The 20,752-nt window shown below is 56.5% G+C and carries 24 protein-coding genes; 14 read left to right on the forward strand and 10 right to left on the reverse strand.

Annotated elements, in window-relative coordinates:
* Positions 1 to 6 precede the first annotated feature (6 nt).
* The 4 genes from ABJN86_RS03450 to ABJN86_RS03465 are packed head-to-tail and all read left to right on the forward strand — an operon-like array spanning position 7 to position 2,083.
* Positions 7 to 588 (forward strand): hypothetical protein, encoded by a 582-nt coding sequence (locus tag ABJN86_RS03450; protein ID WP_348367691.1) that lies wholly within the window; start codon positions 7 to 9, stop codon positions 586 to 588.
* Complete coding sequence (locus tag ABJN86_RS03455; RefSeq protein WP_348367692.1) at positions 563 to 1,078, forward strand: hypothetical protein; 516 nt, start codon at positions 563 to 565, stop codon at positions 1,076 to 1,078. The genes ABJN86_RS03450 and ABJN86_RS03455 overlap by 26 nt, the downstream gene beginning before the upstream one ends.
* Entirely contained in the window at positions 1,065 to 1,466 is a 402-nt protein-coding gene (locus tag ABJN86_RS03460) for a GFA family protein (RefSeq protein ID WP_348367693.1), read from the forward strand. The genes ABJN86_RS03455 and ABJN86_RS03460 overlap by 14 nt, the downstream gene beginning before the upstream one ends.
* Entirely contained in the window at positions 1,463 to 2,083 is a 621-nt protein-coding gene (locus tag ABJN86_RS03465) for a (d)CMP kinase (protein ID WP_348367694.1), read from the forward strand. Before ABJN86_RS03460 ends, ABJN86_RS03465 begins: the two co-directional genes overlap by 4 nt.
* A 7-nt stretch (positions 2,084 to 2,090) precedes the next feature.
* Here ABJN86_RS03465 and ABJN86_RS03470 read toward each other — a convergent pair whose 3' ends face one another.
* Positions 2,091 to 2,588 (reverse strand): hypothetical protein, encoded by a 498-nt coding sequence (locus tag ABJN86_RS03470; RefSeq protein WP_348367695.1) that lies wholly within the window; start codon positions 2,586 to 2,588, stop codon positions 2,091 to 2,093.
* Between the two features lie 404 nt (positions 2,589 to 2,992).
* Here ABJN86_RS03470 and ABJN86_RS03475 point away from each other — a divergent pair, with 404 nt between their 5' ends.
* Complete coding sequence (locus tag ABJN86_RS03475; RefSeq protein ID WP_348367696.1) at positions 2,993 to 3,445, forward strand: hypothetical protein; 453 nt, start codon at positions 2,993 to 2,995, stop codon at positions 3,443 to 3,445.
* Between the two features lie 21 nt (positions 3,446 to 3,466).
* On the opposite strand, the gene ABJN86_RS03480 is transcribed toward ABJN86_RS03475, so the two are convergent.
* The gene (locus tag ABJN86_RS03480; RefSeq protein WP_348367697.1) at positions 3,467 to 4,411 is read right to left on the reverse strand and encodes an ion transporter; all 945 of its coding nucleotides are present in this window, start codon (positions 4,409 to 4,411) and stop codon (positions 3,467 to 3,469) included.
* 97 nt (positions 4,412 to 4,508) lie between these two features.
* On the opposite strand from ABJN86_RS03480, the gene ABJN86_RS03485 reads away from it, so the two are divergent.
* The 6 genes from ABJN86_RS03485 to trpB all read left to right on the forward strand — a co-directional run bounded on the left by ABJN86_RS03485 (position 4,509) and on the right by trpB (position 10,022).
* On the forward strand, positions 4,509 to 5,159 hold the full coding sequence (locus tag ABJN86_RS03485; protein ID WP_348367698.1) for a hypothetical protein: 651 nt from the start codon (positions 4,509 to 4,511) through the stop codon (positions 5,157 to 5,159).
* 259 nt (positions 5,160 to 5,418) lie between these two features.
* Positions 5,419 to 7,098 (forward strand): 30S ribosomal protein S1, encoded by a 1,680-nt coding sequence (rpsA, locus tag ABJN86_RS03490; RefSeq protein ID WP_348367699.1) that lies wholly within the window; start codon positions 5,419 to 5,421, stop codon positions 7,096 to 7,098.
* A 291-nt stretch (positions 7,099 to 7,389) separates the two neighbouring features.
* A complete protein-coding gene (gene ihfB, locus ABJN86_RS03495) occupies positions 7,390 to 7,677 on the forward strand; it encodes an integration host factor subunit beta (RefSeq protein WP_348367700.1) in 288 nt (95 codons plus the stop codon).
* Positions 7,678 to 7,682: 5 nt separating this feature from the next.
* Complete coding sequence (locus ABJN86_RS03500) at positions 7,683 to 8,042, forward strand: LapA family protein (protein WP_348367701.1); 360 nt, start codon at positions 7,683 to 7,685, stop codon at positions 8,040 to 8,042.
* Positions 8,043 to 8,051: 9 nt separating this feature from the next.
* Positions 8,052 to 8,705 carry a phosphoribosylanthranilate isomerase gene (locus ABJN86_RS03505; protein WP_348367702.1) on the forward strand — a complete coding sequence of 218 codons (654 nt, stop codon included), beginning with the start codon at positions 8,052 to 8,054 and terminating at the stop codon, positions 8,703 to 8,705.
* Between the two features lie 84 nt (positions 8,706 to 8,789).
* A complete protein-coding gene (gene trpB / locus ABJN86_RS03510) occupies positions 8,790 to 10,022 on the forward strand; it encodes a tryptophan synthase subunit beta (protein WP_348367703.1) in 1,233 nt (410 codons plus the stop codon).
* A gap of 312 nt (positions 10,023 to 10,334) precedes the next feature.
* Here the strand turns inward: trpB and ABJN86_RS03515 are convergent, their stop codons facing one another.
* The 7 genes from ABJN86_RS03515 to ABJN86_RS03545 all read right to left on the reverse strand — a co-directional run bounded on the left by ABJN86_RS03515 (position 10,335) and on the right by ABJN86_RS03545 (position 17,190).
* Positions 10,335 to 10,715, reverse strand: a complete 381-nt coding sequence (locus ABJN86_RS03515) for a DUF2237 domain-containing protein (protein ID WP_348367704.1) — start codon at positions 10,713 to 10,715, stop codon at positions 10,335 to 10,337.
* Between the two features lie 47 nt (positions 10,716 to 10,762).
* Entirely contained in the window at positions 10,763 to 11,803 is a 1,041-nt protein-coding gene (locus ABJN86_RS03520) for a DUF2332 family protein (protein ID WP_348367705.1), read from the reverse strand.
* The gene (locus tag ABJN86_RS03525; protein ID WP_348367706.1) at positions 11,800 to 12,963 is read right to left on the reverse strand and encodes a serine hydrolase; all 1,164 of its coding nucleotides are present in this window, start codon (positions 12,961 to 12,963) and stop codon (positions 11,800 to 11,802) included. Before ABJN86_RS03525 ends, ABJN86_RS03520 begins: the two co-directional genes overlap by 4 nt.
* A gap of 25 nt (positions 12,964 to 12,988) precedes the next feature.
* Entirely contained in the window at positions 12,989 to 13,669 is a 681-nt protein-coding gene (gene pth / locus ABJN86_RS03530) for an aminoacyl-tRNA hydrolase (protein WP_348367707.1), read from the reverse strand.
* Between the two features lie 70 nt (positions 13,670 to 13,739).
* Positions 13,740 to 14,807, reverse strand: a complete 1,068-nt coding sequence (locus ABJN86_RS03535; protein WP_348367708.1) for a Hint domain-containing protein — start codon at positions 14,805 to 14,807, stop codon at positions 13,740 to 13,742.
* A gap of 267 nt (positions 14,808 to 15,074) precedes the next feature.
* Positions 15,075 to 15,725, reverse strand: coding sequence for a 50S ribosomal protein L25/general stress protein Ctc (locus ABJN86_RS03540; RefSeq protein WP_348367709.1), 651 nt, complete (start codon positions 15,723 to 15,725; stop codon positions 15,075 to 15,077).
* Between the two features lie 301 nt (positions 15,726 to 16,026).
* Positions 16,027 to 17,190, reverse strand: a complete 1,164-nt coding sequence (locus ABJN86_RS03545; RefSeq protein ID WP_348367710.1) for an alpha-hydroxy acid oxidase — start codon at positions 17,188 to 17,190, stop codon at positions 16,027 to 16,029.
* 199 nt (positions 17,191 to 17,389) lie between these two features.
* On the opposite strand from ABJN86_RS03545, the gene ABJN86_RS03550 reads away from it, so the two are divergent.
* Positions 17,390 to 17,704 carry a hypothetical protein gene (locus tag ABJN86_RS03550; protein WP_348367711.1) on the forward strand — a complete coding sequence of 105 codons (315 nt, stop codon included), beginning with the start codon at positions 17,390 to 17,392 and terminating at the stop codon, positions 17,702 to 17,704.
* Here ABJN86_RS03550 and trpA read toward each other — a convergent pair.
* On the reverse strand, positions 17,701 to 18,492 hold the full coding sequence (trpA, locus tag ABJN86_RS03555; RefSeq protein ID WP_348367712.1) for a tryptophan synthase subunit alpha: 792 nt from the start codon (positions 18,490 to 18,492) through the stop codon (positions 17,701 to 17,703). The two genes, ABJN86_RS03550 and trpA, sit on opposite strands and share 4 nt — an antisense overlap.
* A gap of 170 nt (positions 18,493 to 18,662) precedes the next feature.
* On the opposite strand from trpA, the gene ABJN86_RS03560 reads away from it, so the two are divergent.
* Together ABJN86_RS03560 and ychF are read left to right on the forward strand one after the other, a co-directional pair.
* Entirely contained in the window at positions 18,663 to 19,487 is an 825-nt protein-coding gene (locus tag ABJN86_RS03560) for a PhzF family phenazine biosynthesis protein (protein WP_348367713.1), read from the forward strand.
* A gap of 69 nt (positions 19,488 to 19,556) precedes the next feature.
* Positions 19,557 to 20,654: a redox-regulated ATPase YchF gene (ychF, locus tag ABJN86_RS03565; protein WP_348367714.1), complete on the forward strand. Its 1,098-nt coding sequence runs from the start codon at positions 19,557 to 19,559 to the stop codon at positions 20,652 to 20,654.
* The last annotated feature ends 98 nt before the right edge of the window (positions 20,655 to 20,752 follow it).

Below are 20,752 nucleotides of genomic sequence, written 5' to 3' on the forward strand. Positions count from 1 at the left end.
GGGATTATGCAGAAGTATTTTGCGAGTGTTGTGACCGCGGGCGAGGGTGAGTTGGACGCCAACTCGCGCATTTTCGTGGGTCATTCGGACAATGTGGCGCAGTTCTTGGCGACGCTGATGATGGCCTTTGACCAAGACGGAACGAAGCTGTTGCTGCTGCGCCGCGCGGCTTTGCTGGATGACTTCGAAGAGGCTGACTTTGACGCGCCGATCAACCTTGGCCCAGTGAAAGCGATGGACATGCAACCCGGCCGCCTGATTGCTGGCGATCCATACCCTGGTGCTTTGCCCGAGGCCTTGCCAGAAACGGGCTGCAAAATGGCGCTGGTTGAATTGGCCGTGCAAACGGGTGGCGGACAGGTGGCTTTGGTTGGCGTGAAGGCTGACAACTCGGTTCAAGGTTTGCGCATCATGCTCAGCGATGCGGAGCAGGGTGGCGCGACCATCACGTCCGTTGAAGGGCTGATGGATGCGGGCTTGCATGCGGATGATGCTTACGACTTCGACGCCAAGCCAACCGATCTAGCTGCGCGCGTGGCAGGTGGTGAGCATATCGCGATGAGTGATCCGATTGCCTTCGGCGCCTAAATCCTTGCTTTGGGCGTGGGCGGTTGTAACCGGCGCGCTTTATTGCGTTTTGGCCTACGGGTCCTACGTCACAATGCCCTCCCTCGCGGGGGGTATTGCGGGATTTGACATGCAGCCCTTTGGGATGAGCGGCGAGCAAGGGATTGCTTATCTTGCTGCCATGACCGAGGAGGGGCGGGACTACTACCTCAATTGGTTGAAGCCGGTTGATACGGCTTTCATTGCTGCATTGAGCGCTTTGCTGCTGTTGCTTGCCATAAGGATTAAGGGCTGGTCGGGGGGCATTACCGGACTGTCGGCATTGGCTTATGCAAGCTTTGACCTTGTGGAGAACCTGCTTGTATCCAGCCTGATCACCCATGGCACGAAATCGGACACGGCAGACTTTGTTGAAACCATTGCAATGTTTACAACCGCCAAGTTTCTAAGCTTGGGTGTTGTGGGGGTCGCATTGATTATCGGTTGGAGGCGCTCGAATGCCCAAAGGTAGCTGCCTATGTGGCTCAATCACCTACACGGTTAACGGCCCGTTGCGCCCTGTTGTTGCATGCCATTGTCAGCAATGTCGTAAAACCAGCGGCCATCATGTTGCAGCAACGTCGGCGTTGCGCGGTGACATTGAGATATCGGGAGAGGTAGCGTGGTACGCCTCCTCCCCCACCGCACGGCGCGGGTTTTGTGCCACTTGTGGCAGTCAGTTGTTCTGGGACGGGCCGGGGGTGAATATGTCGATATTTGCGGGCTCATTTGACGGGGATGCAGGTCTTCGACTTGCAGGCCATATCTTTTGCGCCGACAAAGGGGGGTATTACGATATCTCTAGCGATCTGCCATGTGCGGATACCGATGACCCAAAACTAACGACGCAGGTACTATGAAATTCACTGTAGCCATCGACGGTCCCGCAGCGGCGGGCAAGGGAACAATCTCTAAACGGGTTGCCGAGGAATTCGGGTTGGCCCATTTGGACACCGGCCTGCTTTACCGCGCCACCGGCGCGCGGGTGATTGCGGGGGAAGACGCGGTTGAGGCTGCGCAAAACCTAACGCCGGAAGATATGGCGCGCGATGATCTGCGCAACACCGACGTGGCGCAGGCCGCAAGCAAGGCCGCGGCCATTCCCGATGTTCGCGCAGCATTGGTCCAGTTCCAGCACGACTTCGCCCGACGCGAAGGCGGTGCGGTGCTGGATGGACGCGACATTGGCACGGTGATTTGCCCTGAAGCGGATGTGAAGCTGTTTATCACGGCCTCTGATGAGGTCCGAGCGGAGCGGCGCTATTTGGAGCTGGTCGTCAAAGGCGAGGACGTCACGCGCGAGTCTGTGCGAACAGCCATGGCCGAGCGGGACGCCCGCGATAGCGAGCGCGAAACGTCGCCCCTAGCGGCGGCACAAGATGCCATCGTGATCGATACCAGCCAAATGCTTATTCACGATGCGGTAGCCGCCGCAATTCGTAGGGTGCGACCACGTTTCAAGGACGCTGCTGGCTAAGCAGGGGTTAAGTGCATTTTCGCATTTCTTGCGAGATTTTAGCGATGAAATCCCGCTGCTCTTTCGTGTCTGGAACCTCGGCTCCTCTGGCGCGGGATACGGTGTCTATCGCGATTTCTGCCGATCCTAAAAATCCGGCGAGTGTGCAGCAGGTCAGCATGCCAGATCGGCCAATGCCTGCGCGGCAATGAACCGCGACGCCCTCGCCATTGCGCAATCGCTGTGAGATGTCACGCACGAGGGCCTTGAACCCTTCAGCTTCCGGCAGCCCGAAGTCCTCGATTGGGAAGTTGGTGAATCCCAATCGCTTGTCGGCGCAGATGCCGGCTTCGGCTTGAAGGTCCAGCTCTTCTACTTCCCCAACTGACAACATGGAAATGACTGTGTTCACCCCTTGTGCACGGTAATGCTCGATGCATGCTTCTAGATTGGTCGCTGACGGCATTGGCATGATGAACAACTGACCCGGGTAATGCGCGGCAATGGGGAATATTGAGGGCGTCATAAGCGATCTTTCAACGGGACGTCTGGGCAAAGAGGTATCTGCCCAAGGCATCATCCACCTAACATGTCTGCCTTTGGGGTTCCATGCACGTTGGGCCCGCACGGAATACCGGCGGGTCAGTCGTTATCTCTCATTGGGGATAGTTAGGCGGCCGCCCATTTCGGGCTGCGGTCGTCGTCATTGCGAGCGTCACCTCGCATCCCTTCGAGGGTGTTAGCCCCTATGTTGCCAGCAGTCGCGGGAGGCCCGTTAAAGGGGCCAAAGACCACAGATCGAATGCGACGCGTTGAGAGCGCCTCGCGTTTGGTTAACCAAGGGTGGGGTATAGAGGCGATGCGTTAAGGCTTGGTGGTGGCGGCGTTCGGTGGGTGCTAGTATCGCGCAGGGCAAAGGTATGAGGCGACATGCGAAACTTAGCGATATTCCTGGCCGGTATCTGTATCGTGGCCGCGTGGTCATTTGGGTGGCCAGCTTACCGCAACTATCAAGGTTATTGCGCTGATTTAGGGCGCCGGCTGGACAAGGTTGAGCTGCAAGCCGCAATGAAAATGGCTGCGTTTGAATTGTTTAAGGCGGATGTGCGTCGGGTCAAAAGGGAAACGGGCACCCCTGAGAAACTGACAGATATTGAAACGCAAGAGACGTTTTTCGCGCGACACGTGGATTGCTGCGAATTGGTCGATCCAGAGAGCCTGCGAGCGGAAGAAGCGATCGCCGCATATCCGCGAATGCGCGGCGACTTTCTGTCTTGGGTCCGTTTGGAAATCTATATGGTTGATGTGAGAGGTACTGAGCACCTGCAATCAAGAAAGCGGGCGATCAACAACTGTGGCCAACTCTCGTCTTATCCCTATTGAGCAACTCTTTGGGTATCAGACTTAGTTACATACCTTTTCACCGCAATGTGGGCAGAAAACCGATGCCGTGGCGGCCTGTGAGTTTTTTAGACTTTCTTTAACTTTGCTCGCGACGCGTTCCCTGACACCAAGCTCGCTGCGCAGCTCGTCGAATAGGCGTTCCTTTTCGCTGGCATCAATGTTGCGATCCCAAATGACCTGAAGCTTATCGGCGAACTCTTCTCGGGTGCGGTGAAGCCGGTCTGCCAAGCCACTGGCCAAAATCCCTGCAGGAAGAGCCGCCATACCGATCCCGATAACCGCGACGAGTGACCCAAAGATTTGCCCCGCAGGTGTGACTGGCGAGACGTCACCGTACCCCACGGTGGTCAATGTCGCGATGGCCCACCACATAGCAGCGGGGATGGAGCCGAATTTTTCGGGTTGGGCATCATGCTCCGCGAGATATGCGCCGCTGGAGGCAAGAACCAACAAGACGAATAGAATGAATAGCCCTGCGATAAGGGCCTCCGCTTCCTCCTTGAAGACATCAATCAGCATCGACATCGCCAGCGAGTACCGCGTCAGCTTCAAAATTCTCAAAAGCCGCAATACCCGCAGGAATCGCAGATCAATCTTTAGAATGAAACCAAGATAAAAGGGGGCGATTGTCAGCAGGTCAATGATCGCCATAGGCGAGCACATGTAGCTAAGTCTTGGATGCGGGCTGTTTTTGTATTTCGGATCTTCAGCGCAGGCCCAAACACGAACGATGTATTCCAAGCTGAATATTATCATCGAGACAACTTCAAGCACCAAGAAGCTCGTGCGGAACCGCGCATCCAAGCTATCAACCGTTTCCAAAATCACGGCAAGCACGTTGATCGCAATGAGGGCAATCAGGAACAAATCCAAGTACCGATCTTGCCAATCGGATTTTTGATCCGGGTCGAGCGCCTTATGCGCGATCTGACGAAACTGCTTCACGATATGCCCCTTTGGTGCGCCATTTCACGGGTATTTCACGACTGCTTTCGCAGCCCTCGCGTAGGATGGCCCCATTATTTTAGCAAAGGATAGATTGATGAAGGAAACATTTGAAGACTGGAAAATGCGCTTTCAACTCGCACTTTATGCTGTCTTGGCTTTTGTGGTGATCTCTTTGGTGGTGTACCCACCCTTTGTTGCCAAACGGGTCGGGGACACATTCAAGGCCTTGGCGGCAAATGGTTTAAATTTCCAGGTCGTGAATGGGAAGGTATCGATAGCGCAAAGTGAAGGGCAACTGGAGGCGATTGAAACAGCGGCGAAATTTGACGAGGTCAGGTTGAACGCGGTGTGCCTCGTTACGGAAGATTGCTCAGATGGTGAGCTTGAAACGATCATCCAAGGACTATCCATCAAAGGTGTTGCAAGTTACCAAACTGTGTCTGGGACATCTGCCGCAGGATTTCCAGAATGGGTTGTTGTGGTTGGGGCTGATAGAACTATCGAGGCCGCGCGCTACGAGCTACAAAAGATTTCAAATAAAAACGGCGTTGAAGATGCGGGGCTGGTACTGCGCGATGGTTGGTACCGCACAGTTGCATACTTCCACACCTCGGAGGCCGCGAAGTTGGCTTTGCCGGGATTGGAAGAAATTGTTGGGAATGAGGGGGCCTACATTCGGTCACTGACCTTGTGGTGCGAAGGCGAAATAGAGAAAAAGGATGCGGAGGTCGTGACCTGCGGATAGCCTTTAACGTCAATGCCCGCTTATCCAGCGCTCTTGCCCTTTCCCCCAAGTCGAGCTATACGCGCGCTTGTCTGAAGGGGCGAGAACAGTCTCAAGGCATTCATTCAAACGGGCAGGGTCGGTTTACCGGCCCTATTTGTTTTGAAAAATGCGCTTGGAATCGTTTTGTTGACGGCCCGACAGACCAACATGAAACCCAAAGACCGGCGGAGACAACCGCTCGGCCCGCATAAACATTAGATTAGGACACACACGCCTCATGGCTACAAACGCATCTATGGAGGAATTCGAAGCCCTCTTGAACGAAAGCTTCGAAATGGACACACCGGACGAAGGTTCGGTTGTCAAAGGTAAAGTCATCGCTATTGAAGCTGGCCAAGCCATCATCGACATCGGCTACAAAATGGAAGGCCGCGTCGAGCTTAAAGAATTCGCTGATCCAGGCGAATCCCCAAAAATCGAAGTGGGCGACGAAGTTGAGGTATACCTCGACCGCGTTGAGAACTCCCGCGGCGAAGCCTCCATCAGCCGCGACAAAGCGCGCCGCGAGGAAGCTTGGGACCGTCTGGAAAAAGCATACGCAGACGAAGAGCGCGTCGAAGGCGCAATCTTTGGTCGCGTCAAAGGTGGCTTCACCGTGGACCTGGGCGGCGCAGTTGCGTTCCTTCCTGGCTCCCAAGTCGACGTGCGCCCTGTGCGCGACGCTGGCCCATTGATGGGCATGAAGCAGCCGTTCCAAATCCTGAAAATGGACCGTCGTCGTGGCAACATCGTTGTGTCCCGTCGCGCCATTCTGGAAGAATCGCGTGCTGAACAGCGTGCAGAAGTCATCGGCAACCTTACTGAAGGTCAGGCTGTTGACGGTGTGGTCAAAAACATCACCGAGTACGGCGCATTTGTCGACCTTGGCGGCGTAGACGGCCTGCTGCACGTCACCGACATGGCATGGCGCCGCGTCAACGACCCTCGCGAGATCCTGACAATTGGCGAAACCGTCAAAGTTCAGGTCATCAAGATCAACAAAGAGACCCACCGTATCTCCCTCGGCATGAAACAGCTGCAGGATGATCCATGGGGCGAAGTTGCCGCGAAATACGCTTTGGACTCCACACACCAAGGTCGCGTTACCAACATCACTGACTACGGCGCATTCGTTGAGCTGGAGCCAGGCGTTGAAGGTCTTGTGCACGTCTCCGAGATGTCTTGGACCAAGAAGAACGTTCACCCGGGCAAAATCGTGTCTACTTCTCAAGAAGTCGAAGTCATGGTTCTGGAAATCGACAGCTCCAAGCGTCGCGTTTCCTTGGGTCTCAAGCAGACTCAGCGCAACCCATGGGAAGTGTTCGCAGAGAACAACCCTGTCGGCAAAGAGATCGAAGGCGAAGTCAAGAACATCACCGAATTCGGTCTGTTCGTTGGTCTCGACAACGACATCGACGGCATGGTTCACCTCTCCGACATCACTTGGGAAGGCCGTGGCGAAGACGCATTGGGCGACTTCCGCAAAGGCGACATGGTTAAAGCCGTTGTCACCGAAGTTGACGTTGAGAAAGAGCGCATCTCGCTCTCGATCAAAGCCCTCGACGGCTCGTTCGACACAGCAGTGGACGGCGTTAAGCGCGGTTCCATCATCACGGTTGAGGTTACCTCGATCGAAGAAGGTGGCATCGAAGTGGAATATGAGGGCGCTAAATCCTTCATCCGCCGCTCCGACCTGTCACGTGACCGTGCCGAGCAACGTCCAGAGCGCTTCGGCGTTGGCGACAAGCTTGACGTACGTGTAACCAACGTCGACGCAAAAACCCGCCGCTTGGGTCTGTCCATCAAGGCACGTGAGATTGCTGAAGAGAAAGAAGCAGTAGAGCAGTATGGCTCCTCTGACTCCGGCGCATCCTTGGGTGATATCCTTGGTGCGGCTCTGAAGCCCGGCGACGAGTAGTCGTAACTGACAAGAATTTTGGAACGGCCCCGCCAGAGATGGCGGGGCCGTTCCTGTTTTAGGGACCCCGAATCGGCGTGGATTGGCGGCCGTTGTTGTCCAAGCGCATCTGCGCTGGTTGCCCCATTTCTGGCCAAATGGGCGCAAGTGGATCATTTTTCACGCCCTTTTTCCTGCCAAGCATGGGCATGATCCGCTCTAAGCGCTTCCCTCAGTTGGATTATTCGGCCTATAGTTTGCTCAACAGCGGGCGCCACCCGCAGACAAACAAAATCCTGGGGAGGATATTTGATGATACGTTCTGAGCTGATCCAAAAGGTCGCCGATGAAAACCCGCACCTCTACCAACGGGATGTGGAGCGTATCGTGAACACCGTCTTTGAAGAAATCGTAGACGCCGTCGCCTCGGGAAACCGTGTCGAGCTGCGTGGTTTCGGTGCGTTCTCCGTCAAGAAACGGGATGCCCGTACCGGCCGTAACCCGCGCACCGGCGAGTCTGTGCAGGTCGATGAGAAGCATGTGCCTTTCTTCAAGACCGGCAAGCTGCTACGAGACCGGCTAAACGGAAACGAAAGCTGATCTAAATGCGCTACATTCGCTATGTCTTCTTGGCCGCCGTAGGCCTGTCCCTGATTTTGATCGCACTTGCCAACCGCGGCATGATCACCATCAAGCTGCTGCCCGAAGAGCTGGCCGCTTATTCGGGCCAACCGCTGTCCTATGAGTTGCCATTATTCGTGGTGATCTTTGGTGGGATCATCATGGGGCTGTTGATCGGCTTCGTTTGGGAATGGTTCCGCGAGCACAAGCATCGCGCTGATGGTCGTTTGCAAAAGCGTGAGAAAGAGAAGTTGGAGCGCGAGGTCAAAGGCCTCAAGCGTAAGTCCAACGAGGGCAAAGACGAAGTGCTTGCCCTGCTCGACGACACCACTGCCACGTCATAAAAGCCCCACATGTCCACACGCGTGAAAATATGCGGCCTTGGCCGGTCTAGTGACGTTGCTGCCTGCGCGGCTGCGGGCGCGTCTTATGTGGGCTTCGTCTTTTTTGAGAAATCCCCGCGCAACGTTAGCCTTGATGTGGCTCAAGCATTGGCCTTGGAGGTTCCGTTGGGTATCGCCAAGGTTGCGTTGACCGTAAATGCGGATGACGCGGCGCTCGATGCGTTGATGGACCGTGTGCCGCTCGATATGTTGCAGCTTCACGGCTCGGAAAGCCCTGAACGCGTGGCCGAAGTGCGCGACCGCTTTGGCCTGCCTGTGATGAAAGCCGTGGGCATCGCTGACGAAGGTGATTTGGCTGGGCTGAACGAGTACTTTCGCGCGGCGGACCAAATCCTGATCGACGCCAAACCGCCCAAAGGCGGGGACCTTCCTGGCGGCAACGGTTTATCCTTCGACTGGCGCCTGATTGCGGAGCGTCGTTGGGGCATTCCTTGGATGCTGGCTGGTGGTTTGACGCCGAGCAATGTGGCCGAGGCGATCCATTTGACCAAGGCCAAGCAGGTCGATGTCTCTTCCGGTGTGGAAGGTGAGCGTGGCGTGAAGGATGCCAAGCTCATTGAGCAGTTCATCACCGCAGCACAGGACAACACGCCGAAACTGTAGTTTCCGCGCCTCATCGCGGCCTTGCGCTTTACCCCGACCCGATCACGGGCTACATCAGCTGAGTTGCAATGGGAGTGTTCCAAAATGCCTGATGATCTGCTGAACAGCTTTAAAACCGGCCCCGATGAGAAAGGTCGCTTTGGCGATTTTGGCGGGCGCTTTGTCTCCGAGACACTGATGCCGCTGATCTTGGAGCTGGAAGAGCAGTACGAGCACGCCAAGACCGACAAATCCTTCTGGGACGAGATGGACTTCTTGTGGAAGCACTACGTTGGCCGCCCCTCCCCGATGTATCACGCCGAACGCCTGACGGAGCATTTGGGCGGCGCAAAAATCTACCTCAAGCGCGACGAGCTGAACCACACCGGCGCGCATAAGATTAACAACGTTTTGGGCCAGATCATCCTTGCTCGCCGCATGGGCAAAACCCGCATCATCGCGGAGACCGGCGCAGGCCAGCACGGTGTGGCAACAGCCACCGTGTGTGCAAAGTTTGGCCTGAAATGTGTCGTCTACATGGGCGCACATGATGTGGAACGCCAAGCCCCCAACGTCTTCCGCATGCGCCTTCTGGGTGCGGAAGTGGTTGCTGTGACCTCTGGCCGTGGCACCTTGAAAGACGCGATGAATGACGCGATGCGCGACTGGGTGACCAACGTGCGTGATACCTTCTACTGCATCGGTACCGTGGCTGGCCCACACCCATATCCTGCCATGGTGCGCGACTTCCAAGCGATCATCGGCAATGAAGCCAAAGAACAGTTGATGGAGGCCGAAGGCCGCTTGCCTGACACGATCATCGCTGCAATCGGTGGTGGCTCCAACGCGATGGGGCTGTTCTTCCCATTCCTTGACGACAAGGACGTGAACATCATCGGCGTAGAGGCTGGTGGCAAAGGCGTGAACAACAAGAATGAGCATTGCGCCTCGCTCACCGGTGGGCGTCCGGGCGTGCTGCATGGCAACCGCACGTACCTGCTGCAAGACGACGACGGGCAAATCCTTGAGGGCTTCTCGATCTCCGCTGGTTTGGACTACCCGGGCATCGGGCCGGAGCATTCGTGGCTGCACGAAATCGGCCGCGCTGAATATGTGGCGATCACAGATGTGGAGGCGCTTGAGGCGTTCCAGCTGTGTTGCGAGAAAGAGGGGATCATCCCCGCGTTGGAGCCATCTCACGCGTTGGCCCATGTGATGAAGATCGCGCCGACCCTGCCCAAAGATCACATCATCTGCATGAACATGTGTGGTCGCGGCGACAAAGATATCTTCACCGTCGCCCGCGCGTTGGACTTCGAGATGGGCGAGTTCGCCTGATTTCTTGAAATTTTGCGCAAGGCCAAAGGCTTTTAGAATGTTAAAAGGCGTCCCGTTACGGGGGCGCCTTTTGCATTTGTTGCGTACGAGCCGCAGCTGATAATCGTGCCCCAGAACCCGTGTGGTTTGAAATCCGGTCCCGTCCTAAACATCACCTCCCGATATTACTGTAACGGACCTTAGCGGATGTAGGTGATCACTGCTCCGGTGCACAGCGGGACAGACGGGTTGATGAACGACATCGCCCGTTTGCGTGACTAAAAACAGGGGCCGCCCGAGTGAATGCTCGGGCGGCTCTATTTGTATTAGGGGTTAATCCGCATCCAACGCATGTTTGACCAGTACGTCCAATGGAACGATGTCCAACGCGCGTTGATGGGTGGAGGCCAAGCGCACCTTGGGTGCTGCATCCTCATCAAAGGCCTGCAAGAAGCGATCGGCGCATAGGCACCATTGATCCCCTGGCTTCAACCCCTTGAAGCCGTATTCGGGGCGCGGGGTGGAGAGGTCGTTGCCTAGGTATTTGGAGAAGGCGAGGAACTCCGCCGTCATGACCGCGCAGACCGTGTGGCTGCCTTCATCCATTGGCCCCGTGTCGCAACACCCGTTGCGAAAGAAACCTGTGACGGGATCGTGCGAGCAGCTTTGCAGCTCGTCGCCCAATACATTGAGAGATGGGTCAGGTTTCGTCATTGCAGTACTCCAAATTTAAGCTGGCACATGTCATGTGGTGACCCCACTCAACATATTCGAGAACCTAAACGCCAGTTAACCCAACGCCCATGAAAATCGGCCCGTCCCAAGTCCAAAACGATCTCGCCCGGCCATAGCTTTAGGGTGAGCTTGGCCCCTTGTCCTCCCGCGCCATTGTCGGTCTCCATTGAGAACCATGCCAATGGAGCTGCGGATGTCGCGCGTTTTGCCGCCGCGAGGATGGCCCTTTCGCATCGGCTTTGTACTGCGTCGGGGAAGTATTGCCACGCTACAGAATGAAACAGAAAATGTGTGCTTCCACCGTAGGATCGAGACAAGCGATCCTCTAGCCAGTCGGCGGCATCTGCGCCGTCGATCGGTGGTAGCGGCAATGCGAGTGCCGCGTTGGTCAGGGTCAAACGTTCTGGCTGATCCGCCCACAGATAGGCGCGTAGGCGTTCGGCATCGCCAGCGCCGGTGAGCGGGTTTAGATCAACCCCGCGTCGTGTGCTGATGGATAGGGGCGCGTCGGGTGGTGGCGGGCCTGTCCAATCGGGCGTCAGGGTCAATGCTGGATTGGATGCACCGTAGCTATCCCCGTTGATGCGAACAGCGTAGCTGTCGAAGTTCAGGTTCAACCCCGCGCTTGCCCCCAGCTCTGACAGGGTCAGGGGCAGGCCGAAATGGTCGCTAACATGCAGGGCAGCAGGCAAGATGGCAGCGCTGCGACGGACCTCGTTGGTTTGAGGCGCGTTGTTGAGGAAGGCGTCGATGAACTCGGCCTCGCCCTTCAATGTGTCATTGATTGCCTCCCACAAGACGTCATCTTCTACGACGTGAGGTGGGTAGGCGTGGGCCAGCTTGCTGTCGGGGGACTTCAGCACATATGCGTGCAAGGCCCCTGCGAGGCGTAAGGGGACGGAATGCCCGCTTGGGCTTAGGTCACCCTCCCAACTGAACAGCCGTTCAGCTAAGGGCGCGTCGGGGCGCAGCCTGTCAGCGAGGAGCTGGAAGAGCCGCGCCATAAACGGCGAACCCAATGCCTCGCAATGAACGGCCTGATCAAGCAGGGCATCACGCAATCTCATAGAGCCGCCGCAATGGCGCGGAACATGGCCACGTTTTCATCCCCGACACCTGCGTTGCGGAAGTTGCGGTCCGCTGCATTGGTCGCGATGACCACACCCAAGGTGCGGTTGATGTAGATGTATTGGCCGTAAACGCCACGCGCCATGAACTCGCCCTCATCCGCGCCTTTGGGGATCCACCACTGGAAACCATACCCGATGGCATTCGGCGCGGTAGGGGCGGTGGCTTTCGTCGAGGCGTCCACCCAGTCGGCCGGGACAATTTGTTGCCCGTTGAGCTGGCCGCGTTGCAAGAACATCTGCCCCATACGGGCATAATCGCGAGTGATCATGTTTAGGCCACCAAGCACAAACGCCACACCGACGCCGTCGGTCAGGTAGTAAGGCGTGGTTTCCAACCCCATGGGGCCGATGATTTTCTCTCCCATAAGATCCGAGATGGGGCGACCCGTTGCACCGCGTATCACCATCGACAAGACATGGGTATCGATGGAGACGTATTTCCATGTCTCACCGGCTGGAGCGAAGGTGTCCGACAGGCTTTCCGCGAAACCGTCCATCGTGCCGCCCAGAGCCAAGACGCGGCCCATGCGGTTGATGTCGGAGGATTGGTCGAGATAATCCTCGTTGAATGTGACGCCGGACGACATGTTCAATACGTTGCGGATCGTGGCGCCGTCATAGGCTGTGCCAGTCAGGGATGGTGCGTATTTGGTGACGGGCTCGTCGATGGAGGCAATGTCGCCCTCCTTCAAGAGAATGCCCATCAATGCTGACAGATAGCTTTTCGCCACCGACCATGAGATGCGGCGGTCATCGGGACCAGTGCCCATGTGGTAGCTTTCATGCACGATCGTGCCGTTCTTCAGGGCGACCAATGCGGTGATATCGCGCGCATCAATCCAATCTTGGGTCTGAGGGGGAAGGGTAGCATCAGGCCCTTTTGGCAACGGGCTGGGCGCCGCATCTGGTAGGGGGATTTCCGTCGACAGGAACGCTTTGTTCATGTTGGAGAAGTTGTCCACGATCTTCTCGGCTGAGAACAGCGAATTCACGGCCATCAGGCGCGTCAACTCCTCGCGCTTCCAAATGCCGATGACCACCGCAACGACCGCCAGCAATACAACAAGGCGCAAGGCCCATTTCAGGAATAGTCGCATGAGGTGATCTCCGGTTGGGTATGGGTCAGTTGAAGCGGTCCATCAGCTTTTGCATCGCGCTGCGGGTGTCCGTTGGATCGAGGTCGGGGACCGTTTCGGTCTTTGGCTTGGGCTTTGGGTTGCTGGTCGAGGAGCGGGCGGGGGCTACGCGCAGCGCCACGGCGTTCAGAAACTTGGCAGTGTCACCTTCCGCCAGATGAGGCGCGCCGTCAGATATCCCGCGCATGACATCATCGAGCCAATCGGCCTCCGCCTTGGCAAAGTCGTTCAGCACGTATGAAGGTACCTTGTCCTTGTGGCCGGGGTGCCCGACCCCAAGGCGCACGCGGTCATAATGCGGGCTGATATGCTGATGGATGGAGCGCAACCCATTGTGCCCCGCGTGGCCGCCGCCGGATTTGCATTTGGTCTTGGCTGGGGCGAGGTCGATCTCGTCATGGAACACGGTCACATCGGTGCTGTCGAGCTTGAAGAAGCGCATGGCCTCACCCACGGATTGCCCCGATAGGTTCATGAAGGTGGTGGGTTTCAGGAGCATCACCTTCTCGTGGCCAAGGCGACCCTCGGACAGTTGCCCTTGGAACTTGGATTTCCACGGCGAGAACCCGTGATCTTCAGCAATGCGGTCCACGGCCATGAAGCCAATGTTGTGCCGGTTGTGACTGTATTTTGCGCCTGGATTTCCGAGGCCTACGAAGAGTTTCATCTGGGTGTTTTATCCTGCCTCAGGGCGCAGGGCCAGAGGGGGATAAATCACCAAGGGATACCGGCTCTGATTATGCCGAAACGGAAATAGACCCGTTGTCGATGTTCATGGAGGTCAAGGCCCTGCGTAACAAGGCGGCCTCATGTTTTTTCAACACGATCTCTGCTGTGTGACCAAAGTCTGCTTGGGCCGCGGCCAATTCCGGAAAAATTTCTTGTAATTCGCGTTGAGCATCATGATCCAAGCCAGATAATGCATTGATCGCCAAAAAGAAGCTTTCGCTCCAGCAACCGGCACCGAGGATGATTTGGTGTTTGTTGAAAAGTAGATGGTGATACGTGATTTCAGCAACATTTTCCTGTGTAATACCAGGCATCCCAACAAGGAGCTTTGCCGCGACCAAGGCAGAAGATGTGTCGCAAATAAGCTCGACCATCGGTCCTTCGACCATCATGCGATGCTCCGGCGATACCCATAAGGTTTCTGAATTTGATAAGGCACCAGTGGCGATACGGATCGGGGCAAATTTACCGCGACCTAAGACGCGGCGTTTTCCGGCCCAACGTATCGGTTGCGCGCCGTCATTGCGAGTGGTCACGAGATCGCCGGGCTTTAGGTTCTCGATTAATTTCGGGCCGTTCGGAGTGTCGATAAGGGTGCCTTTGGCAAAGCAGGTGACGAAGTCACCGTAAGTGCTGCTACCAAGGTTATTGCCGCCTGTTTTAACATAGGATGTTCCGCTGACTAACTCGGTGTCGCTGCTCAATCCCCAAACATCACTGAATGCGCCACCTTGCGAGAAGACCGTAATCGTAATGACGGGGCCTGTGGCGACGCCATTCGCATCCAGTGCTTGCAAAAAGATGAAAGATTCTGCTTCGACGGTTTGCCCATTAGCGACCAGATTGCCGCCATCAGTGATCACATGGCTTGCGGCAGAGTCATCTTCGAAAACAGCTACATCGCCGCCTGTGTCATCCAACGTGATGACTTCAGCACTGCCTCCAGAGTAGGCGAAAATGGTGCCATCGGGTGTGCTGGAGTTATTGATGACGCCGTTTCCAACAATCCCGGACGACGAGCTTGAAGTGACAACGAAGTTGTCGTTGTCGAAGGCAAGAAATGAAACTGCAACCATGATGTAAATCCGTGTCTAACTCGTTCAGAACCAGACAACAGGGTAGTTTTGGAGTTGGGGGAAGTTATGACTTCAAAAAGGTCAATTTAAGGCGTGAATCGAAAATATATAATACTTTCAATAGCCTATATTGTTCTTTATTCAGCATTAGGGAGGGGGTAGTGGTGCCTGACGCAAGGAACGTCAAAAAGTTGATATAAAAGAAAAACGCGCGGCCTTGTGAAAGACCGCGCGTAAAAATTTCAAACGCATGAAGCGTTGAGAAGATTACTCTTCTGCTGCCGCTTCTGCTTCCGGAGCTTCTTCGCCCTCGGCTGCATCGTCTTCATCGTCGCCGGAAGACTTCAGGCTGGATGGTGCAGACAATGTCGCGATCACGAAGTCACGGTCGATAGTGACCTTCGAGCCCTCAGGCAATTTCACCGAGGAGATGGTGACGTTTTCGCCAACTTCAGTCTCGGAGACGTCGATCGTGATGCTCTCAGGGATGTCGCCAGCAGTAACAACCAGCTCAACCTCAGGACGTACCAGCGTCAGAACGCCGCCTTTTTTCAGGCCAGGGGATACGTCTTCGCCAACAACTTCGACCGGAATGAACAGGGCGATTTTGGTGGTGCGGCGCAGGCGCATGAAGTCGATGTGTGTTGGCAGATCTTTAACCAGATCGCGTTGCACGTTACGGCAGATGACGCGGAAGTCGTCTTGGCCTTCGATTTTCATGTTTTGCAATGTGGACATGAAGCGTCCAGCGCGCAGCTGCTTGAGCAGCTTGTTGAACGAGATTTGGATCGCTTGTGGCTCTTCGCCACCGCCATACACGATACCTGGTACCATGCCATTACGACGTGCTTCGCGAGCGGCCCCCTTGCCCGTCCCCGCGCGTGTCTCAACTTCAAGATCAGGGATCTTACCAGCCATGACTATATTCCTTTATAAATGGGTGCGGCTGCCTCCAAGGGTGTCGGGCCGCGTGAAGAGTGCCGTATAGGAGGGAATCGCCCGCTTGGAAAGGGGTTTCCTGCGCTTTTGGCATTGCCTGCTTGCAGCTGTGTGACCGGTGCTTTGAACATCACTGCTACAGGCGCTCTTCGGATGCCGCAAACCCCTGCCTTCGCCTTCGCCGTTTTGGACCGCCCTTGTAGGCGGGAGAGGCTCTGCCACCCACGCTGCCCAGAGTGGCAACGGGGTGACAACATCGCGCACAAAGGCGCTTATCAGGCTAGGCCCAGTCCCCGTAGAAGTCGCGTGGCACCAGCAGGTTGTGCTTGCCCAAGTCTTGGACCTTCTGCTCGCCGCACAGCGCCATGGTGGTGTCCAGCTCGGTGTGGATGACGCGCAGGGCCTCCTCCACGCCGTGCTGACCCATAGCACCCAACCCATAGACGAACGCGCGCCCGATGTAGGTGCCTGTCGCGCCCATAGCCAAGGCTTTCAACACGTCTTGCCCAGAGCGGATGCCACTGTCGAGATGCACCTCTATCTTGTCGCCCACGGCGTCCATAATGGAGGGCAGCGCCTTGATCGATGACATGGCCCCATCCAGCTGACGCCCCCCGTGGTTCGACACGACAATCGCATCCGCGCCTACGTTCAACGCCATCTTCGCGTCGTCGGCGTCCAAGATGCCCTTGAGGATCAGCGGCCCGCCCCAAAGGTCTTTGATCTCTTTGACATAGTCCCAATCCAGCTTGGGGTCGAAGCTTTCGGCCGCCCAAGTCGACAAGGAACTCATGTCTGTTATCCCATCAATGTGGCCCACGATATTGCCAAAGCTGTGGCGCTTGGTTTGCAGCATCTGCAAGCCCCACCGCCATTTGGTCGCCAGATCGAAGATCGTGTGCGGGGCCAGCTTGATCGGGACCGACAGCCCGTTTTTGATGTCCTTGTGACGTTGCCCCAAGATTTGCAGGTCCAGCGTCAGCACCAAGGCGGAGCATTTGGCGTCCTTGGCCCGCTGGATCGCGCGTTTGGTGAACTCGCGGTCCTTCATAACGTAGAGCTGGAACCAAAACGGCGCGGTGGTGTTCTCGGCCACATCCTCGATGGAGCAGACGGACATGGTGGATAGCGTGAAAGGCACACCGAATTTTTCGGCGGCTTTGGCGGCTAAGATCTCGCCATCGGCATGCTGCATGCCGGTAGAGCCAACCGGGGCCAAGGCCACCGGCATGGCTACGTCTTGGCCGATCATCTGGCTGGAGGTGCTGCGCCCTGTCATATCAACCGCCACGCGTTGGCGCAGTTTGATCAGGTCAAAGTCGGAGGAGTTCTCGCGGAAGGTCTGCTCGGTCCAGCTGCCGCTTTCGCAATAGTCGTAAAACATCTTCGGCGTGCGCCGCTTGTAGATGCGTTTCAGGTCTTCAATTTCAGTTATTCTAGCCATCTCGCAGCCCTTAAAGTCAAAATTGGTTAAGTCTTATTACCAATTCAGGCGGTTTGGAGTCAATGCGGCGATGTGCGAATTGAATGTTTTAGAAACGACGCCCGCGCTGAGCGGCAAATACTTGCACAAAATAGGGACGCGTTTAAGTGTGACCCATCGCAAATAATCTTGAGAATTGAGGTTGCTTGAGGGGCTCGCGGTGGCAGGCGGCGCTCAGATCAAGTCACTGCTCTGGCTTGATGAGAAGGAGACCGCGCGGACGCGGACGTTGACGCAGTCGCAGAAGTTGCAAGAGCTGGCGTTTATGATGCCCAAAGATGTACTCACGGCACGCCTGACCGGCGGTGCCGATAGCGCCAACGTCATTTCCAACATTGCATCCGAGTTGCGGCACAGGCCGGCGTCGGTGCCGTCGCTCGCCTCGCGCTTGCTCCAGCTTGAGGTCCATGGACGTGACTACTTGAAAGTTGCCCAAGAGGAAGACAAGCAGCCTTTCTTGGTTCTACCTGCCTAAGCCCGGTGCGCGCCGTCGGCCAGTGACTTCACGAAGGCCAACACGTCAGCGGTGCTTTCGCCGTTCGCTATTTTGGACACGATGGCAGAGCCCACGACGGTGCCGTCTGCAACGCCTGCCACCGCTTCCGCCGTCTCTGGTGTCTTAACGCCGAAGCCCACGATGACGGGCAGATCGGTGCTTTCTTTGATGCGCGCGACCTCTGGGGCAACATCTGCCGCACTGGCCTCTGCGGCACCTGTGATGCCGGTGATCGAGACGTAATAGACAAAGCCAGAGGTATTTTGCAGCACCTTAGGCAAGCGCTTGGCATCTGTGGTCGGGGTGGCCAACCGGATGAAGTTCAGGCCTGCGGCTTGGGCGGGGATGCACAGCTCGTCGTCCTCCTCGGGCGGCAGGTCGACGATGATCATGCCGTCGATGCCTGCTTCCTTGGCCTCGGCCAGAAATTTGTCCACGCCGCGCGAATAGATAGGGTTGTAGTAGCCCATCATCACAATCGGGGTGGTGTTATCCTCGGCGCGGAAGTCGCGCACGAATTGCAGGAATTTTTCCAGTGTCATACCGGCTGCAAGGGCGCGTTGGCCAGCCAACTGAATGGTTTCGCCGTCGGCCATCGGATCGGTGAAGGGCAGGCCCAGCTCGATCACGTCCACACCTGCGGCGGGCAGGCCCTTGACGATCTCTAACGCGCGCGCCTCATCGGGGTCGCCAGCCATGACGTAGGTGACAAAAGCTTTTTTGCCCTCGGCCTTCAGCCGCGCGAATGTGTCGTCGATGCGTGTCATGTGGCGTCCCCTGACTTATAACTCACAGGGGTTTGCACCATGAAGAGGGGGGAGATCAACGGGCGTGGCGGAATTATTCTTCTTGCGAATGACCTTGATCACAAATCGACGTTTGAAATGAGCGTGGTGATAGTGCCTGCTGAAGACCACAGCCGAATGGAGGGCCTGATATGAATGTTCAAAGATTAGCCGCGTTTTCTGAATTGGGCGAAGGGGGCAACCCTGCGGGAGTTGTACTGGTGGATGTGCTTCCACCCGAAGAAAAGATGCAGCAGGTTGCCGCCGAAGTCGGGTACTCCGAGACGGTGTTTTCGGCTCCGGATGGTGATACTTGGCGCACGCGGTACTTTGCACCAGAAGCAGAGGTGCCGTTTTGTGGGCACGCGACCATCGCACTGGGCTCAGCCTTGAAGCAAGCCCACGGGGCAGGGGAATACGCCCTCACATTAAATGACGGCCAGATCAGTGTTGCCGCATCTGAGGACGGTGAAATCACGTTGGTTTCACCACCTACATCCTATGAAGAAGCCCCCGATAGCGTGATTGAGCAGGCGTTAGCTTTATTTGGCTGGAACAAAGATACGCTAAGCGCAGACGTGCAGCCTGCCATTGCTTATGCAGGGGAGGCTAAGTTCCTAGTCTTGCCCCTAGCACGAGAAGAGGATCTTCGCAGCATGGCTTACGTGCAAGCTGAGGGGGCTGCATTCATGCAATCGCATGGATTCATAACGTTGCATATATTCTGGCAGGAACGGGATGATCTTATTCACGCTCGGAATCCCTTCGCGGGTCATGGCGTTTATGAGGATCCAGCAACCGGTGCTTCGGCTTCTGCGGTAGCGGGATATTTGCGCGACGCATATGGAAAAACGAAGCCATACCAAGTGCTCCAAGGCGTCGATATGGGTGTGCCAAGCCGCTTGTTTGTCGCAGCGGAATCAGGGAAAGGGGCACCTATCCGCGTTGCAGGAGCAGCGCGGCCGATTACCGTCTAATATCCATATATGCTTGACCCGACCTGCTCCCAGCCCCTACATGCGCCCAACCAGATTTAGGAGAGTGTCATGGGTTTCAAGATGGGTATTGTCGGGCTGCCGAATGTTGGTAAGTCCACGTTGTTCAACGCGTTGACCCGCACGGCGGCGGCGCAGGCGGCGAACTTTCCGTTTTGCACCATCGAGCCCAACGTGGGCGAGGTCGCCGTGCCGGACGCGCGGCTTGATACTTTGGCGAAGATTGCAGAATCCAAGTCGATCATCCCGACCCGCATGACCTTCGTGGACATCGCCGGCTTGGTGAAGGGCGCGTCTCAGGGGGAAGGGTTGGGCAACCAGTTCCTAGCCAACATCCGTGAGACCGACGCCATCGCCCATGTGTTGCGCTGCTTTGAAGACGGGGACGTGACCCACGTGGACGGCCGCGTGGACCCTGTGGCGGATGCGGATGTGATCGAGACGGAATTGATGCTGTCCGACATGGAATCCATCGAGAAACGTTTGGTCAATATCGTGCGCAAAGTGCGGGGTGGCGACAAGGAGGCGGTCCAGCAGGAACGCCTTATGAAACAGGCCATGGAGGCGCTGGAGAGCGGCAAGCCTGCGCGGACTGTTGAGGTGGATGAGGACGACATCAAGCAGTGGAAAATGCTGCAACTCCTGACTGCTAAGCCGATCCTATATGTGTGCAACGTGGATGAGGCATCCTCGGCCACGGGCAATGAATTCTCGGAAAAGGTCGCTGTAATGGCGGCGGAGCAGGGGGCGGCGCATGTCGTGATCTCGGCGCAGATTGAGGAAGAGATTTCCCAGCTGGAAACCGACGAAGCCGAGATGTTCCTGAGCGAGATGGGACTGGAAGAAGCCGGTTTAGATCGTTTGATTAGAGCGGGTTACGAGCTTTTGCATCTGGAGACTTACTTTACCGTAGGCCCCAAAGAAGCACGGGCTTGGACGATTAAAGAGGGCACAATGGCCCCGCAAGCGGCGGGCGTGATCCACGGCGATTTCGAGAAGGGCTTCATCCGCGCCGAGACGATTGCTTATGACGATTTCGTCTCCCTTGGGGGGGAGCAGCCAGCCAAAGAAGCGGGCAAAATGCGCGCTGAGGGCAAGGGCTACACGGTCAAAGACGGCGACGTGCTGCACTTCCTATTTAACAATTAACGGATGGGCCGCCCGTGAGGTGACTCGCGGGCGGTGCGTCAGGTTAACAAGGGGTTTGGGGCCGAAATCCGGCATCTGCATTGCGTAGGCAACCCGTC

It is taken from the genome of Litoreibacter sp. (assembly GCF_039974535.1).
GTDB lineage: Bacteria > Pseudomonadota > Alphaproteobacteria > Rhodobacterales > Rhodobacteraceae > Litoreibacter.

Coding starts and splice junctions, on each gene's coding strand:
- ABJN86_RS03465 (WP_348367694.1), top strand. CDS start 1,463: ATGAAATTCACTGTAGCCATCGACGGTCCCGCAGCGGCGGGCAAGGGA.
- ABJN86_RS03540 (WP_348367709.1), bottom strand. CDS start 15,725: ATGGCTGGTAAGATCCCTGATCTTGAAGTTGAGACACGCGCGGGGACG.
- ABJN86_RS03520 (WP_348367705.1), bottom strand. CDS start 11,803: ATGAGATTGCGTGATGCCCTGCTTGATCAGGCCGTTCATTGCGAGGCA.
- ABJN86_RS03500 (WP_348367701.1), top strand. CDS start 7,683: ATGCGCTACATTCGCTATGTCTTCTTGGCCGCCGTAGGCCTGTCCCTG.
- ABJN86_RS03505 (WP_348367702.1), top strand. CDS start 8,052: ATGTCCACACGCGTGAAAATATGCGGCCTTGGCCGGTCTAGTGACGTT.
- trpB (WP_348367703.1), top strand. CDS start 8,790: ATGCCTGATGATCTGCTGAACAGCTTTAAAACCGGCCCCGATGAGAAA.
- ABJN86_RS03525 (WP_348367706.1), bottom strand. CDS start 12,963: ATGCGACTATTCCTGAAATGGGCCTTGCGCCTTGTTGTATTGCTGGCG.
- rpsA (WP_348367699.1), top strand. CDS start 5,419: ATGGCTACAAACGCATCTATGGAGGAATTCGAAGCCCTCTTGAACGAA.
- pth (WP_348367707.1), bottom strand. CDS start 13,669: ATGAAACTCTTCGTAGGCCTCGGAAATCCAGGCGCAAAATACAGTCAC.
- ABJN86_RS03475 (WP_348367696.1), top strand. CDS start 2,993: ATGCGAAACTTAGCGATATTCCTGGCCGGTATCTGTATCGTGGCCGCG.
- ABJN86_RS03470 (WP_348367695.1), bottom strand. CDS start 2,588: ATGACGCCCTCAATATTCCCCATTGCCGCGCATTACCCGGGTCAGTTG.
- ABJN86_RS03485 (WP_348367698.1), top strand. CDS start 4,509: ATGAAGGAAACATTTGAAGACTGGAAAATGCGCTTTCAACTCGCACTT.
- ABJN86_RS03535 (WP_348367708.1), bottom strand. CDS start 14,807: ATGGTTGCAGTTTCATTTCTTGCCTTCGACAACGACAACTTCGTTGTC.
- ABJN86_RS03560 (WP_348367713.1), top strand. CDS start 18,663: ATGAATGTTCAAAGATTAGCCGCGTTTTCTGAATTGGGCGAAGGGGGC.
- ihfB (WP_348367700.1), top strand. CDS start 7,390: ATGATACGTTCTGAGCTGATCCAAAAGGTCGCCGATGAAAACCCGCAC.
- ABJN86_RS03460 (WP_348367693.1), top strand. CDS start 1,065: ATGCCCAAAGGTAGCTGCCTATGTGGCTCAATCACCTACACGGTTAAC.
- ychF (WP_348367714.1), top strand. CDS start 19,557: ATGGGTTTCAAGATGGGTATTGTCGGGCTGCCGAATGTTGGTAAGTCC.
- ABJN86_RS03545 (WP_348367710.1), bottom strand. CDS start 17,190: ATGGCTAGAATAACTGAAATTGAAGACCTGAAACGCATCTACAAGCGG.
- ABJN86_RS03515 (WP_348367704.1), bottom strand. CDS start 10,715: ATGACGAAACCTGACCCATCTCTCAATGTATTGGGCGACGAGCTGCAA.
- ABJN86_RS03450 (WP_348367691.1), top strand. CDS start 7: ATGCAGAAGTATTTTGCGAGTGTTGTGACCGCGGGCGAGGGTGAGTTG.
- trpA (WP_348367712.1), bottom strand. CDS start 18,492: ATGACACGCATCGACGACACATTCGCGCGGCTGAAGGCCGAGGGCAAA.